This window comes from Corynebacterium poyangense (assembly GCF_014522205.1).
Taxonomy (GTDB): Bacteria; Actinomycetota; Actinomycetes; order Mycobacteriales; family Mycobacteriaceae; genus Corynebacterium; species Corynebacterium poyangense.
The window spans coordinates 273,579-288,109 of record NZ_CP046884.1; the positions used below are offsets into that span (position 1 = coordinate 273,579).

Sequence of the window (14,531 nt, forward strand, 5' to 3'; positions counted from 1 at the left end):
AGGCGTGGCTCTTTATCGGAAATATCGCCCCTCTACTTTTGCGGAAGTTGTTGGACAGGAGCAGGTCACCCGACCCCTCTCGGTGGCTTTGGACTCTGGGCGGATTAATCACGCCTATTTATTTTCCGGTCCTCGCGGGTGCGGGAAAACCTCATCAGCACGGATTTTGGCCCGTTCGTTGAACTGTGAACACGGTCCGACCTCCACGCCGTGTGGTCAGTGCGCTTCGTGCCGAGCCCTCGCCCCGGGCGGACCCGGAAATCTGGATGTGACGGAGCTTGATGCCGCCAGCCACAACGGGGTGGAGGACATGCGAGAGCTCAGAGACCGAGCCTATTATGCACCGGCGGAGTCTCGCTACCGGGTGTTCATCATTGACGAGGCGCACATGATCTCCAACGCGGGATCAAATGCCCTATTAAAGGTGGTGGAAGAACCACCAGAGCACCTCATTTTTATTTTTGCGACCACAGAACCAGAAAAAGTGATCGGGACTATTCGCTCCCGAACCCATCACTATCCGTTTCGGTTGCTCACCCCCCAAGCGATGCGCGGGTTACTTCAACGCACCGTTGAATCAGAGGGGGTTCATGTTGAAGACTCGGTGTATCCGCTCATTATTCAAGCCGGAGGGGGCTCACCACGAGATTCTCTTTCCATCCTTGACCAGCTCTTAGCCGGTTCCGGCCCAGAGGGTTTGAGCTATGAGATGGCCCTTCCGCTGCTCGGAGTCACCGATCTATCTCTTATTGACGCGGCTATAGATGCCTTGGCAACCCAGGATGCTGCGGCCATGTTCACCACAGTGGATGAGGTGATTGAGGCGGGACATGATCCTCGACGTTTTGTGACCGACTTGCTAAATAGGCTTCGGGATTTGATGGTGTTGCAGACAGTCCCAGAGGCATTTTCCTTAGGCCTGGTTGACGCCCCTGCCGCTCGGCAAACAATTCTTCAGGAGCAAGCCCACAAGTTTGCTCCAGGGCAGTTAGCTCAGCTGGCTAATACCGTCAATGGGCGGATCTCTGATATGCGCGGAGCTACAGCGCCACGATTGCTCTTGGAAATTCTGTGCGCTCATTTGTTAATGCCGGTGGTTTCCAGCGGCTCGACGTCCACCCCGGCGTTGTTAGCCCCTGCCTCACCAGCACCTCAGGGGGATAAGGCCGCGGAGCAGAAACCTCGTTATGAGCGCCCGTCTCAGCGTCGAGCCAGAGAAACAGCAGAAGCCGCTGCCAGGCAGGCAGAACAACCTCAGGAACAGCAATCGCCGAGTACTAGGGACCAGAAGAAAGACTCTGCACCGCAGCCAGAGAAACAGCCTGAACCGGCGAAACCGCCGCAGGAGCAGGCGTCGAGCCGTAATGCTGAGGACGTTGCGGAACAGATTCGCCAGCAGTGGAATAAGATCCGGGCAGAAGTGGGGCGACGCGAGCGGGTCGTGGAGATCATGCTCACCGAGGCAAAAGTGCTGGGGATTAACGATGACACCTTAGTGCTGGGGCATAATACCGGGGCGCTGGCAGCGCGTTTAAATGATCCGGTGAAAAGCGACGTTATTTCTGGTGTGTTGAAAGATACGCTGGGAATTGAGGTGAAAGTCCATTGCCAGGTGGGCACTGGAGCGCCTCAAACCAGACCGGAAGCTCGACCGCGGGAGCATCAGACCCGGAGTCAGCCAGCACAGGAGTCTGAGAGACCCATAGCTAGGCGAACCATGGCCCAACGAGCAGCAGAGGGGTGGGGCCAGCCGGCGAAGCTGGGAGGATCAGAACCAGATTCCGTAGAAAAAGCGCCGACCTCGCAGCGTGGTGAACACCAGGGCGAGGCGGAAAAGAAACCAGATCAACGGGATGCTAGACCTCGGTGGCAACAAATAGGTGAACGAGCTAGAGCCCATGCGCAGCAACAAGGACAGTTCAATAACGGTGTTCCGCTGCCCCCTGAACCGGTTGATGATGAAAGCATTCCACCGGAAGGGGAGGAGTTAGAGAATACTCACGACACTCAATCCGCTGAGCCTCAGGCTGAATATGGTGAAGCTGACCAGGAAGAAGAGATGATTCGAGAGGCGGCGGAAGGCCGCGGGGAATTGGATCATCGAGATTCTATGGAAATAGCGATGGAGTTGCTGGAAAAGGAGCTTGGCGCTAAACCCTTATGATGAATGCGCCAGATATAAAAGGTGCTGGATGATATTGACCACCATTCCCGGCTTACCTTAACGGTTATGTCATCCTCAGTGGTCTGACCAGCAGCGAATTGTTATCCGGGGAGTTTTATTCCTTTTATATTCTTGGGAGGACCGCTAGCCGCTAGCCTTAGCTTTGCTCGTGCTTTAAGTTAGGGTTGTGGCTATTCATGTCCATTGTTTGATTTATGAACAAGATGAGCATGTTCTGTTGGTGCGGAAAAGAAATACACAGAAATTCATGTTTCCCGGCGGCAAGCCGGAACCCGGTGAGTCTTCTTCTGACACTATTATCCGGGAGTGCGCGGAGGAGCTCCAGGTAGAGCTTGATCCGCAGCGTTTAACTTTCCTGGGGGAGTTCAATGCTCAGGCGGCTAATGAACCGGATCAAACCGTAGTGGCTCAGGCCTGGAGCACGACTGAGCATATTCACCCTCACATAGCCGCTGAGATTGCAGAGCTTATTTGGTGGCCGGTCAGTAACGGTCCGGATCCTCATATTGCCGACTTGAGTAATAGATACCTGGTGGGTGGAGCACTGTGGCAATCCTCCGGCGGTCATGAGTAGAATCGCCGGAGACAAGATAAATGATCGACGATTCACTGTGATCTATACGTGATCTCATGAGGGGAAGTACAACATGACTCAGCCAGATATGAATCAGTTGCTGCAGCAGGCCCAGCAGATGCAGGCTCAGCTCCAGGCAGCCCAGCAGGAAATTCTAGCTTCACAGGTGGAAGGCACTGCCGGAAATGGTTTGGTCAGTGTCACCATGTCTGGCAATGGTGAAGTATCTGAAGTCAAGATTGATCCTCAAGTAGTTGATCCTGAAGACGTAGATACGTTGCAGGATTTGGTTCAGGGTGCTTTTGCTGATGCTCACCGTAAAGTGGCGCAGCTTGCGGAGGAAAAGATGGGGCCGTTGTCCCAGGGCTTCGGCGATGACGCCATGGGTTCCCTGTTCCAATAAGGTGGCGCTAGGCGGTTTATACTGCTAGTTATTCACGGATGCCCCCGGTGCTTATTTTGGGCACGGGGGTCTTTTGACGCCATGAGTAAGCACTGAAGGAAGTTGATAGAGCACATGTTTGAAGGGCCGCTTCAAGACCTCATTGATGAGCTTTCCCGTTTGCCCGGGGTGGGGCCTAAGAGTGCTCAACGTATTGCTTTCCATTTGATGAATACTGATCCAGATGACGTAGAGCGACTAGCTCACTCGTTGCTTGATGTTCGCCACGGCGTGAATTTTTGCCGGATCTGCGGCAATGTGTCCCAAGGCAAGGTGTGCCGAATTTGTGCGGATTCTCAGCGGGACCCCAGCACTATTTGCGTGGTGGAAGAGCCTAAAGACATTCAGGTCATTGAGCGGACCGGTGAGTTTCATGGTCGCTATCACGTCTTAGGTGGCGCCTTAGATCCACTTTCTAATATTGGCCCCAAGGATCTTAATATCAGCACCTTGATGCAGCGCATTGCCGGGGTGTTGCCGGACCGCGAGTTGCCGGCGTCTACTCCGGATAACCCGCTTTATGACTCGCCCCCAACTATTAAGGAAGTCATTTTAGCTACTGACCCGAATACTGAGGGAGAGGCCACGGCAGCGTATTTAGTCCGGCTCATGCGGGAGTTTCCTGATCTGGACATTACCCGTCTAGCTTCGGGTATGCCGTTGGGCGGAGACTTAGAGTTTGTCGATGAGCTGACCTTATCCAGGGCTCTTTCCGGCCGTTTGAAGCTATAGCTGCCGTGGTTGGGTGTTGTTATCCCAATCGTTCTTTCCGTAGCTGCTCAATGGCGGGAATTTCCAGCGGCTCTAACTCAGCTAGTTTCATCCCGAGTGCTTTAGCTAGCAGGAGGTCCGCTAATTGCGGGTTACGGGCCAGCGCCGGACCATGCATATAGGTGGCAATGACGCTACCTTGAACTACCCCTTCGGCGTAGCGTTGTTGAGTGTCACCAGCTATTTCTGAGGCCCCGTGCTCATCAGTATTACCAACCCCACGGATCAGTGTCCCGAGTGGCCGTGCCTCCCCGCTGAGAAGAGTAGCGCCCATGTGGTTTTCAAACCCGGTGAGGGTGTCAGTTAATTCCTCAGTAAGTCCGACGCCCGTAGGCCGGGATGCAACTTCGCCAATGGCTCTTTTATCCAAGGTGACGGTGGTGGCATCAATGAGCCCCACCCCGTCCACGATCCTGCCACCGGCACGGAAAGATTGACCCAGCACCTGGAAGCCAGCACAAATAGCAAAGATGGGCCGACCAGCTGAAGCGGCGCGGGTGAGGCCTCCGTCGGACAATAAATGTTTTGCAGCCAGGATTTGGGCGGTGTCTTCACCACCACCCAAGGTGTACAAGTCAAGGTCATCGGGGATGGGTTCGCCTAGGTGAATAGGGTGAATATGGGCTTGTATTCCACGCATTTGGGCGCGTTGGCGAAGCACCAGGGCGTTGCCGTCATCACCATAGGTTCCTAGGACATCGGGGAGAATGAGACCAATACTGAGTTTAGGCATGAGGGTTCTCCTTGTGCTGGGCGGCTTTGTCGAGGGCTTTCTTAAGATCTCTAAACGCGGTGTAGTTGGCTAACACTTCAACTTGTCCCGGGGGGCAGGCGCGAATAGCGGCGAGGGGATCTTTAATAAGCTCGTGGGAAATACCTGCGTAGACTAAGCGCACGGCAAGATCGGTGCCTCGTTCTCCGGCGGCTTTGACGGCCAGGTTTCCGAAGTCCTCAAAGCGGACGTCCCAGAGCCAGGACAGATCTTCACCGTCCGCAACTTGTCCATTAACCGCAATAACTAGACCATCGGCGCTTCTATCAACCATGGATAGTGCTTCTTGCCAGCCTGCGGGATTTTTCGCCAGCAGTAAATGGACATCTCGTTCGCCAAGTCGGATTGTGGAGTACCGCCCAGCAACATTATCCACGCTAGATACCGCAGTCACGGCTTCCTGGGGATCAATCCTGAGACTTTCAACTGCGGCTGCTACCGCTTGTGCGGCGTTGCCTTGATTGGCGCGCCCGGGGATGCGAAGCTCCAGCGGAAAATCACCATAGGGTGTGGTCAATGTGTTGTCATCTACCCACCAGGTTGGTTGGGGGCGTCGGAATTCTCTACCATCCGGGAGCGGATTGACCGCCCACCAGTCGTGTCCTCGGTGAATGATGTGCCCCTCGGTGCGGGGGCAGGAGACACTATCACCAGTCCAGCCGCCTCCGGCAGAGACCCACACCACGTGGCGGGCATCATAGGCGACGGAGGTCATTAAGACGTCATCACAATTAGCAACCACTAGCATGTCTGGGTTGTTTTCCACGCATGTCCGGAGGGCTTGCTCCACCTTATTGATTTCGCCTACCCGGTCTAGCTGATCCCGGCTGAGATTCAGAAGAACTAAAGCCTGGGGTTTGAGGAGTTCAGCGACGTGAGGGACGTGGAGTTCATCGCATTCAATAACAATATGGCTTGCGGATTCCCCGGCTAGTAACGCGGAGACAATGCCGGCATCCATGTTATCCCCGCCTTCGTTGCTGGCCACGCTAAACGCGGTGCGGGCAGCGGCGGTGAGCATTCGGGTGGTTGTTGATTTACCGTTGGTTCCGGTGACGAGGATGGCTGGGCGTCCGCGGCCCAGTGATCCCAAGATTTGCGGGTCAATAGCGCGTGCCACCAGACCACCGATCATCCCACCGGCACCCCGTCCGGTGGCGCGGGAAGTGGTGGTAGCTAGCTGGGCGGCCCCACGGGCAACGGAAGTCCGTAGGCGTTGCAGTGCCGGCGGGAGCGGGAGGCGTGGAGGCTTAAAATTCATGCCCACTAGATTAGCTGGCTGAGTGTGATTCCGGTGGGGGCATCCGGTGAAGAGCGGCAAGAAAAGCGGTGTCTCCCATGAGGGGAATGTCTTTACGCTGGGCGTGCATGGCTTTGCCGCGTAAATCGCGTGTTTTATTACACACCACTAAAGAGGTGCTCCGGGTCAGCTTTTCGGAATAGGTTAAGCCTTTGTTGAGGAGTTCTGAGATCAGTTCATCTGGATTAAGCTCAATTTCCGGAGCGATCACCACTTCCATACCGGGCGCTAATTCCCCGCCAGGCTGGTAGGAGCCAGGGTTGTCGACAGATGTTTCAGCGTTGGCTGCTTCTACTCTCATGATGCTGCGTTGCAATCCGAATTGATCGGCACACAGATCCTCTGGGGGGGTCACCCTAAGGGGGCGATTCATGGAGAGTGCCTCAAAAACTTGCCACGTCAAGGTGGTGAGGTCTCGGGCGGTGTCGATCGGAGACTGCGTGGAGCGTTCCGCTGTGGCAGAAACCGGGCCGGTCTGTATCCCCAACTCTGCGGCTAAGGCGCGCAGACGTGCATCAGCAAGGTGGATGCCTTGGCGGTGGGCGTTTTCCCCTAAATCCACGAGTCCTTGGATGCGAGGAATGTGCCCCACTTTCCTGCGATGGCGGTTTCGGTGACGCCGACGGCTGCGGTTGGCGCGGGCAGCAGCAGACATTGCCCGACGTGCCTCTGTGCAGATAAAACCCCAGGTACTGGCGCTGTCATGGCAAATGATGACTCGACCGTCAAGGATCTGGTCAATGTCGCGAAGTACGCGTGAAAACCCTGGTGCTTGGGCAACATCTGAGGGGGTGAGTCCGTGGAGATGGGTGGGTCCTGGATCATCGCCCTGGGCGGGGTTAACGACCTGATGATACTCCTGGACTAGGTGGTATTTTTCGGAGGAATCCGGACGGAAAATGAGTGCGTCCAGGCCTACTACCCGTGAAGAGCAAGGGTGAATCCCGGTGGTTTGCAGATTAAGGGCAACCACCTCGGCGGCAGGGTCAAGTACGGGCATGGTGTTTATGTTAAAACACGGAGCTAGAGGGGTGGTTGGGAGGTGTGCTTGAGGAATTTACTGAAGAGAACCCGAGAAAACACTTGCGTGATAAAAAGTATTAATGTAAATAGTGTTTATGGGAAAATCATTCCAAGCACTAAGGATAGTCCTAGCTAGTCTTACTGTTTTTCTTAGCTTCGGATCTGTATCTTTAGCGCGAGCCGACGTCTTCCACGGTCGATGGATCTATGGGCGAATTGCCGAGACCTATGAACGGTTAGGTGGCTGGGGTCACTTTGGAGACGCACTTATTGATGAGTCCATAGCTGCCCGAGACGGACGGTATCAGCATTTTCAACGAGATTCCTCCATTTTTTGGCACCCGCAGGTATCTGATGGGGTTGCCCGGCAAGTGGGCGGCAAGATCCGCGAAAAATGGGCTGATAAATCCTGGGAGCGTGGTGACTTAGGTTTTCCCGTGACTGATGAGCTACCTACCCCCGGCGGGCTAGGGCGGTTTAATCACTTCGAAGGCGGCAGCATTTACTGGACCTCTACCACAGACGCCCATGTGGTGTGGGGTGCAATAAGGCAGCGCTGGGCTGATCTGGGATGGGAACAAAGTCCCCTGGGGTTCCCAACCACCGATGAAGTTTTCACCCCGGATCTTCGTGCCCGCTTCAACCATTTCCAGCACGGAAGTATCTACTGGCACCCGGAGTACGGAGCGGTGGAGGTTCCCGGTGGAATCCGTAATATCTGGCACAATAATCAATGGGAACGCGGCACGCTGGGGTATCCCATCGCCGTACCGCAGACAGTTTCCGGGGGAGCAGTCCAGCAATTTCAAGGTGGGGAAATAGGCGTTTTCCGCGCTAGTTACGTGCGTTTACCGGAAACGGGAGATTACCCCGGCGGTGGGCTGAGTGATTGGCGTAAAGTCTTCCCTCTTTTTGCAGCCGATACCGCGCCCGAATGGTCAGGAGCAGCAACCCACCGTGAAGTGACTGGTCACTGGGATATCTACTTCAAAGAATATGCGGGTTGTCCCAAGCGAATAGAAAAAGGAATGGTGTGTTCTTTCCCGTCCAGCGGCGGAAGAGTTTATCCCCTTGAGGTGCGAGGTGTGTCCGATGACGGGGTCTGGTTTGTTACCGGCCAAGAGCACCCTGAAGGGGCAGGCCGGAACGTGGTTGTTCGGTTCCGGGAACTGAAGCCGGGGCAGACGGACAAACGGCTTTTAGCAGGCAGTCATTCCTCGGAATTTAGCGCGCAAGCTAGGCCCTGGGTGGTCATGGACATTAGTGCATTTTCCGGAGGGCAAAGTGCTGCTATCTCCGGACCACTATCTAGTGAGGCTGTTGCTGATGAGGTGTTTGGTCCAGCGGCAGAACGCATAGCAACTACCGTTCCGCACAGTACAAATCGCTACGCACTCGGGGAGGTGTGGGGCTAATGACAAGATTCCGGAAGGTCTTCATTCCCTTCATTATTGCTGCGGCAACCTTATTGTTGGCGCGCCAAGCCGCAGCAGCACCATTAGCAGTAGAGCATGGTGATGGCGGTTTAGTTTCGGCCTCCTGTGATAACAGCCACGCCCAGGTGCGTATTGACGCCAAAGATGCTCCCGGCATGGCCTGGTGTTTTGAGCTGGTCAGAGTATCTGGGTGGGTGAGCTTAGAAGCCACCGGTTCCTATGGGGTCACAAATACCTTGTCTCAGCCAGTCCGAGTGGCGGTTAAACACCCCACCGGTCAGGTGTATTGGCAAGTTGTCGTTCCTCCTGGAGGGGTAGCCCCGGTGCTGGTGTCAGGCCAAACGTCCGTGGTGGTGGAGTTAGCTAGTGGACCACTAGGGGGCCCTACGGGGCCATCGACAAGTACCTTTGCGGAAGGCCGGCAAGTAAGTTTGCGGAATACGGCCACCCAAAAAGTATTGATGTCCACGTGGTCTGGGGTGTCTGTAGGGCAGGTAAACCGGGATAGCTCATTTACAACTAGAGTGCAGGCAACCTGGTTAGTTACTAGGGCCCGTGACGTATCGGGGTGTTTTATGCTCACAAAGCCTGAAGACCCTCAGATTAGTCTGCGAGTAGAAGGTGCTGAAGTAGTAGCAAAGGTCGGGGACTCTCAAGGCGGAAACGGTACGTGGTGTGTGGTCAGCGGTGAAACACCCAGTTCTATTCGTCTGATCAATCAGGCTCATCCAACTATGGCTTTGGGGGTAGATAAAAACGGCTCACCAGGGTTGGTAGGGGTGCAAGATGGTGGGTCAGAGTGGTTTGTTGATGATGCTTTAGCGTGGGTTATGGCGTAGGGCGGAATGGGGATGTTGAGAAGAAAAATAAGGGTAACCGCCGTCGCCGTGGTGACCGTGCTCGCAGTTATTTTTAGCGATTCCTATGCCGCGCTGGTAGCCCGGGCGGACGAAGAAAATCATCAACTTAGTGAGCTTCAGGCGCAGGAGAGGCGCGAGGCTTTGGTTGCGTTATTGCAATCAGGGCTTCCGGTGTCAGCGGCGGTGGCTAGAGAAACCTTGCTTGGGGGTGAGGAGGCAGTTAAGCGCTTTGCTGAAGAGGGGACGAAAGATGACGTCTTGGCTGAAGATCTGCGTGAATTGTTGACCCTGTTGGGGCAGGTAGTTGGGGAAGAAACAAACCAGGAGATCGCCCGGCTCATTAGTCAAGGTGATGTGAATTCGATGGTTCAATTCTTGGAGGGAGGGTGGCAGGAATTCCAGGCCAAGGATGACCGAAAAACTGCGTGGTTAGCTACACAGGCGCCAGAGGGGAGCGTTGAAAAGCAGCGCGCAGAGGAGGCGTTAAGGAACGGCTCTTCGGAGGCGGTGCAGGAATTCGCAGCTCAAGGCCTATATGAGGCGAAAGCTCATGATCAGCGGATTCGAGTATGGAAACTCATTCAAGATGGTCCTCCTGAGGTGCAGAGTGCAGCGACGGTAGCTGTGCAACAAGGTTCGCAAGAGGCAATTGAGGATTTTCTACGGTTTGGTTACCCCGCAGCGCTGCTTCATGCCGAAGAAAGCTTGACGATGGGCCAGCTGGTGGAAGAAGCTAATGTGCAATCTGAATTGGCTTGGGAAGGCGCTAGCATGGCGCAACAACAGGCGGAACGCGCAGCCCGAGCCGTAGAGGCAGCTCGAATTGCCACTGAGCGGGCGCGCGATGAGGCTCTCCGGGCTCAAGAAGCCGAGCGGCGGGGAGCTGAAGCGGCCGAACAAGCTGGACGGTTAGCTCGACGTACTGGATTCTTAGCTGATCAGGCGGTGGCTGCTGCTAGGGAAGCTAGATCTGCCTTGCAGATGACTGTTAGTGCGTTGATGAGGGCTCAAGCTGCAGCAACTCGCGCGCAACAGGCAGCATCAAGTGCCGCATATTATGCTTCGGCAGCCGGGCGAGATGCATCCTTTGCTGCTCAGGCAAGGCAAGCGGCTGAGGCTGCTCGCTCAGCCCAGGACGCGGTAAAAGGTGCAGCCTATAACATGGATCTAGCTAACCAGGCATTAAATGCTGCGAGGAGTGCAGGACAGTCAGCGGGATCAGCGGCGGCTAATGCTGACCAAGCAGCAGGAGCTGCCTCCCAGGCAGCCTCAGCTGCGGGAGAAGCGGGCCAAGCGGCGGCGGAAGCACAGGCCGGTGCCGCACAGGCTCAAGCTGCAGCGGGGAGGGCCCGGTCAGCGGCTAATGAGATTGATCACCTGGTGTCTCAGATTGCGGGGTTAGTAGAAGAAACCAAGAAAGCCGCCGAAGAAGCTGGGATTCATGCGGAAAGAGCGGCAGAGGCAGCGGAGGAAGCAGCGCGTCAGGCAGGCAATGCGGAATGGTTTGCCACAGTTGCCGGTGATTATGCTGCGCAGGCTGACAAGGCAGCTGAACGCTTAGATGAGTTAGTTCAGCTAGGGCAAACAACTAGAGATACCGCGGAGGCAGCCTATAACGGGCTGGTTGAGGCGGAACGTGACGTGCAGCTAGCAAGAAGTGAAGCTGCACGGCAGCAGGAAGAACAAAAGAAAGGCATTGAGGACGAGAAGAAAAGAAAACTGGATGAAGTAGAGCAGGATATTAAGCGGCTTCGTACAGGGGAATTAAAAGCAGATGATGCTCAGGCCGTAGAGATTATGGTGAATGCCGCTGAGTTTGGGAAACCAACTATGAAAGAGGCTGCGGGTGTGGCGCTGAGCGGCGGTAGTGAAGACATCCAGAAGTTCATCGATGAAGACCTCAGTGATGTCTACTATCAACAGCGGGTTGGGGAATTAGCATCCCTGATGGAGTCCGCACCTGAAGAAGACATCAGATTAAAAGCTGAGGGGATGTGGTATGAGGACCTTGAAACTATTGAAGAATTCCTTGATGTAGAAGTTCCGGGACTTCAGATTCCCAGGCTAAGGCAGGAAGCATTTGAACTTCGTGATCGAGGAGGCGAAGAAGTCCGAGTTGCCGCTGACCAAGCACTAGTTAAAGGCAGCTTTGAAGAATTAGATGGGTTTATTAACGGAGGTGGATTTGAAGAGGCATTAAGGAAGGATCAACTAAAAAATGCCTATGAGGTGCTGGACACCGGAACCCCGTTGGTGAAGGTGTATGCCGAAGCCGCTATCCGAGGCGATAGTAATGCTCTTAACCGCTTCTACTATGTGGGACGCCACGAAGCGCAGCGGCTAGATGATGTGCATAGTTCACACGTGGCCCGGATGCAAGCTAATTTGGACAGGATGGAGGCCCAGGCTGCCAAAGCCCATGAGGATGCCTCACGCGCGCAAGAAGCCTATCAACATGCGCGAGGATCCGCTGAGCAAGCCAGAAACTATGCCCACAAGGCTGAAGAGTATGCAGGCGTAGCGCGGCAGGCGTATGAACGCGCCCAGGAACATGTGACTACCGCGAGTCAAGCGTATGACGTAGCTAGGGGACATCAGAAACGAGCGCATGACGCAGCTGCACAGGCGGAGGCGGACGCTAGGCAGGCTGCAAGTAATGCGGATCAGGCGGTTGCGCAGAAGGCCGTGGCGGAGCAAGCTGCAAGTCAGGCGGCTGCTAGTGCTCAGGAAGCGCGCGGTTATGCTCTTCAAGCTGAAAATGATGCAGCGGTGGCAGGAGAAGTGGCGCAAGAAGCGTATATATTTGCGCAGAACCTTGAGTTGGAGGAAAGACAGCAAGCTGCCTTAGCGGCAGCAGAAGAAGGAGACTCTACCGCAGAAGCCTCAGTGCTGGAGGTGGTGAGAAATGAAATAGGGCCGGAAGCGCTTGATCTGATCTTAGAACTCGTTGGTATCAACGATTTACGGCGATGTGTGGGCGGAGATGTTGGGGCGTGCCTCATGAGCGTGGTGGGATTAATTCCTGTCGGCAAAATCGGAAATCTCTTGATGAAGTCTTCAAAAATAGCCAGAGCAGTGAGCCGGTTAACTTCAGCTGCCGGAAGAATAGCTAGCAAATGGAAAGAATCAAGGATAGCCCGAGCAGCGGCTAAACATGCAAAACATTCGCCTGCATGTAGTGTGCCAATAGCCCAAGGCTCAAAAGAAGAATCAGTCTTAAAATTTGAGGTAGTAGCGAAGCCCGGTGCGTCCCTAGTTGAGGACAGAAGCGGTCCTCCCGCCTGGAATAGTTCTTTTAATATACAGCTAGCAGCTGACTGCATTCCTGCAACGGTGGTGCGGACTAGAAAAGGGCATGCCGTTATTAACGGAAAATATGCTGGAAGGCATTTAGTTAAAGTAGTGCCTAATTGGGAGCCGCCACATGTAGGGAAACTAAGAGAAGTGAAAACATTTTATTCCAAGTTCGGCTTTCCTGATGTGAAAGACATGATATTTCGTCCTGAGAAACATGGTGTTGAAGCGAAAAATATTGTGAGGATTGAGCCATCAAAAACTCGGTTTACTGATAATAAACGAGCCGATGAACTGGCTGGAATTGATAGAGCTTTCAGGAAAAAACATAACTTGGTGTGGCACCATACAGAAGAAGAAGGAGTATTGGTTCTTGTACATAAGGAGCCTCATGATGCATTTCGGCACACCGGAGGTTTTTATTTATGGGGAGGAAAGTATAGACGGCTGCCGAAAGAAGTGCAGAAAAAGCATCAGTTTGACTGCCCTATAAATCCAGCCGGGACATTCTTAGGGGATGCGGTGCGTCAACTTCCGCGACCAACAACATTAGTGGCATGTAGGAGCTGGAATCCCTAAAGGGTTTGCTCTTAAGTGATAGTAATGGACACGATGAAGAAATTCGTTAGTGATTAAAAAATTAAAGTCGAGGAAAAGAAATGAATGATTACAATGACCCACTATTGGATGATGTTGCTTATTGGAAAAATAGGGTGATTGAAGAGAAAGAGCCTTTTATCTGGATGCTTAAAGGGATCGAGCAAGGTCCGATTTGTCCTGAGGTTCAGGAGTGTCTTGATTATTGGGAGGAAGAATTTCCGGATATAGAGCGTATCTTCCGGATAGTGAATTGTCTGCCCTTTGCAAACGAAAGATTAATTCCTGGGTATGACCACTTTGGAGACTATGAGGAGTTAGATTTTATAGCATGGTGTTTATGGTTTCTCCACCCGTTTAGAACCTATACTAGTTTTGAAGAATTTTTTGAAAAACCAGGCCTTTACCCAAGTAAAACTCTATTTACCAAGATAACTGGGTCCTGTTGTCGGCCCCCGCAGGAACATGCCCGGTACATTGTTACTTGGCCTGTAGCTGAGCGATGGTGGGAGAAGGGTGTTGATCGGGGTGTTATTCGTTGTGTGGATGGGGTGTATCTGCCTGATGATGGGTATGTGCGGAAATTGATTGAAACCCTGCGGGAGGTTGGTTTTCCGTGGGACGGGGTGGATTTGGATTGGTTGTTGGGTGAGGTTCGTCAGGGTCGTAGAGTTGAGGCGGTAGGGATTGATGCGTCAAAGATTGAGGCACCACGGAAGAGTAAGAAACAGTTGGTGAACGAGTGTATTGAGAAGAATGAGCAGTGGTGTGGGCATGAGTTGCCGAAGGGGTTAAAGAAGTTTTGGCGTTCGGGTAAGGAGTTGGGGGAGGATCGTGAGTGGGTTTCGGGTCCGTGGCATCCGTTGAATGGGATGTCTGTTGAGATTTTTGAGTGTGATCGTTTTATTGATAATGCGAAGGTAGCGAGTGAGTGGGTGGGGCGTCATGGTGTTGTGGTGTTTGCTGGTGGTGAGGAAGGGTTTCATGAGTGTTTAGGGATTAATGTTGAGCGTCCTGGGGTGCCGGTGGGTGCGGTGGTGTATTTGGATAATGAGGGTGATCATCCTGTTACCCAGGTAGCGAAGGATTTTGATGAGTTTATGAAGATGTTGTCTTCGTGTCCTTTGGAGGATATAGATCCTTATGATGAGGATGTGGAAGATCGTTTGATTTATGTGGATCCTGATGAGGCTGCGAGGGTGCCGGTAGCGTTGCCTATTCCTGGCAGACCAGACCCACGTGATGATCCTGAATGGTGATATAACGATGTTTATTTC

11 protein-coding genes are annotated in these 14,531 nt (G+C 53.7%); 8 read left to right on the plus strand and 3 right to left on the minus strand.

The genetic code is table 11. From position 1 onward, the window contains the following. Window positions 1–4 precede the first annotated feature (4 nt). The 4 genes from GP475_RS01300 to recR all read left to right on the plus strand — a co-directional run bounded on the left by GP475_RS01300 (window position 5) and on the right by recR (window position 3,933). A complete protein-coding gene (locus GP475_RS01300) occupies window positions 5–2,164 on the plus strand; it encodes a DNA polymerase III subunits gamma/tau (protein WP_187974869.1) in 2,160 nt (719 codons plus the stop codon). Between the two features lie 187 nt (window positions 2,165–2,351). After that, on the plus strand, window positions 2,352–2,759 hold the full coding sequence (locus GP475_RS01305; RefSeq protein ID WP_187974870.1) for an NUDIX hydrolase: 408 nt from the start codon (window positions 2,352–2,354) through the stop codon (window positions 2,757–2,759). A 73-nt stretch (window positions 2,760–2,832) separates the two neighbouring features. After that, window positions 2,833–3,162: a YbaB/EbfC family nucleoid-associated protein gene (locus GP475_RS01310; protein WP_187974871.1), complete on the plus strand. Its 330-nt coding sequence runs from the start codon at window positions 2,833–2,835 to the stop codon at window positions 3,160–3,162. A 114-nt stretch (window positions 3,163–3,276) separates the two neighbouring features. Then, a complete protein-coding gene (recR, locus tag GP475_RS01315) occupies window positions 3,277–3,933 on the plus strand; it encodes a recombination mediator RecR (protein WP_187974872.1) in 657 nt (218 codons plus the stop codon). A 19-nt stretch (window positions 3,934–3,952) separates the two neighbouring features. Here the strand turns inward: recR and GP475_RS01320 are convergent, their stop codons facing one another. From GP475_RS01320 to GP475_RS01330, 3 genes are read right to left on the minus strand one after another with little or no spacing between them, the layout of a single operon-like run. Continuing rightward, complete coding sequence (locus GP475_RS01320) at window positions 3,953–4,705, minus strand: type 1 glutamine amidotransferase (protein WP_187974873.1); 753 nt, start codon at window positions 4,703–4,705, stop codon at window positions 3,953–3,955. Continuing rightward, on the minus strand, window positions 4,698–6,005 hold the full coding sequence (locus GP475_RS01325) for a Mur ligase family protein (RefSeq protein ID WP_187974874.1): 1,308 nt from the start codon (window positions 6,003–6,005) through the stop codon (window positions 4,698–4,700). The genes GP475_RS01320 and GP475_RS01325 overlap by 8 nt, the downstream gene beginning before the upstream one ends. 10 nt (window positions 6,006–6,015) lie before the next feature. Then, a complete protein-coding gene (locus GP475_RS01330) occupies window positions 6,016–7,044 on the minus strand; it encodes a DNA polymerase III subunit epsilon (protein WP_187974875.1) in 1,029 nt (342 codons plus the stop codon). 118 nt (window positions 7,045–7,162) lie between these two features. Between GP475_RS01330 and GP475_RS01335 the strand changes: the two genes are divergently transcribed. The 4 genes from GP475_RS01335 (at window position 7,163) to GP475_RS01350 (ending at window position 14,513) form a co-directional block, all read left to right on the plus strand. Next, window positions 7,163–8,482, plus strand: coding sequence for an LGFP repeat-containing protein (locus GP475_RS01335; RefSeq protein ID WP_187974876.1), 1,320 nt, complete (start codon window positions 7,163–7,165; stop codon window positions 8,480–8,482). Continuing rightward, a complete protein-coding gene (locus GP475_RS01340) occupies window positions 8,482–9,342 on the plus strand; it encodes a hypothetical protein (RefSeq protein WP_187974877.1) in 861 nt (286 codons plus the stop codon). The genes GP475_RS01335 and GP475_RS01340 overlap by 1 nt, the downstream gene beginning before the upstream one ends. A 12-nt stretch (window positions 9,343–9,354) precedes the next feature. Further along, a complete protein-coding gene (locus tag GP475_RS01345; RefSeq protein WP_187974878.1) occupies window positions 9,355–13,236 on the plus strand; it encodes an HNH endonuclease in 3,882 nt (1,293 codons plus the stop codon). An 80-nt stretch (window positions 13,237–13,316) separates the two neighbouring features. Continuing rightward, on the plus strand, window positions 13,317–14,513 hold the full coding sequence (locus GP475_RS01350; protein WP_187974879.1) for an SMI1/KNR4 family protein: 1,197 nt from the start codon (window positions 13,317–13,319) through the stop codon (window positions 14,511–14,513). The last annotated feature ends 18 nt before the right edge of the window (window positions 14,514–14,531 follow it).

What these genes read in the sequence shown, in the direction of transcription:
- GP475_RS01345 (WP_187974878.1), top strand. Translation starts at nt 9,355, where the DNA reads ATGTTGAGAAGAAAAATAAGGGTAACCGCCGTCGCCGTGGTGACCGTG.
- GP475_RS01335 (WP_187974876.1), top strand. Translation starts at nt 7,163, where the DNA reads ATGGGAAAATCATTCCAAGCACTAAGGATAGTCCTAGCTAGTCTTACT.
- GP475_RS01330 (WP_187974875.1), bottom strand. Translation starts at nt 7,044, where the DNA reads ATGCCCGTACTTGACCCTGCCGCCGAGGTGGTTGCCCTTAATCTGCAA.
- GP475_RS01325 (WP_187974874.1), bottom strand. Translation starts at nt 6,005, where the DNA reads ATGAATTTTAAGCCTCCACGCCTCCCGCTCCCGCCGGCACTGCAACGC.
- GP475_RS01340 (WP_187974877.1), top strand. Translation starts at nt 8,482, where the DNA reads ATGACAAGATTCCGGAAGGTCTTCATTCCCTTCATTATTGCTGCGGCA.
- GP475_RS01350 (WP_187974879.1), top strand. Translation starts at nt 13,317, where the DNA reads ATGAATGATTACAATGACCCACTATTGGATGATGTTGCTTATTGGAAA.
- GP475_RS01310 (WP_187974871.1), top strand. Translation starts at nt 2,833, where the DNA reads ATGACTCAGCCAGATATGAATCAGTTGCTGCAGCAGGCCCAGCAGATG.
- GP475_RS01320 (WP_187974873.1), bottom strand. Translation starts at nt 4,705, where the DNA reads ATGCCTAAACTCAGTATTGGTCTCATTCTCCCCGATGTCCTAGGAACC.
- recR (WP_187974872.1), top strand. Translation starts at nt 3,277, where the DNA reads ATGTTTGAAGGGCCGCTTCAAGACCTCATTGATGAGCTTTCCCGTTTG.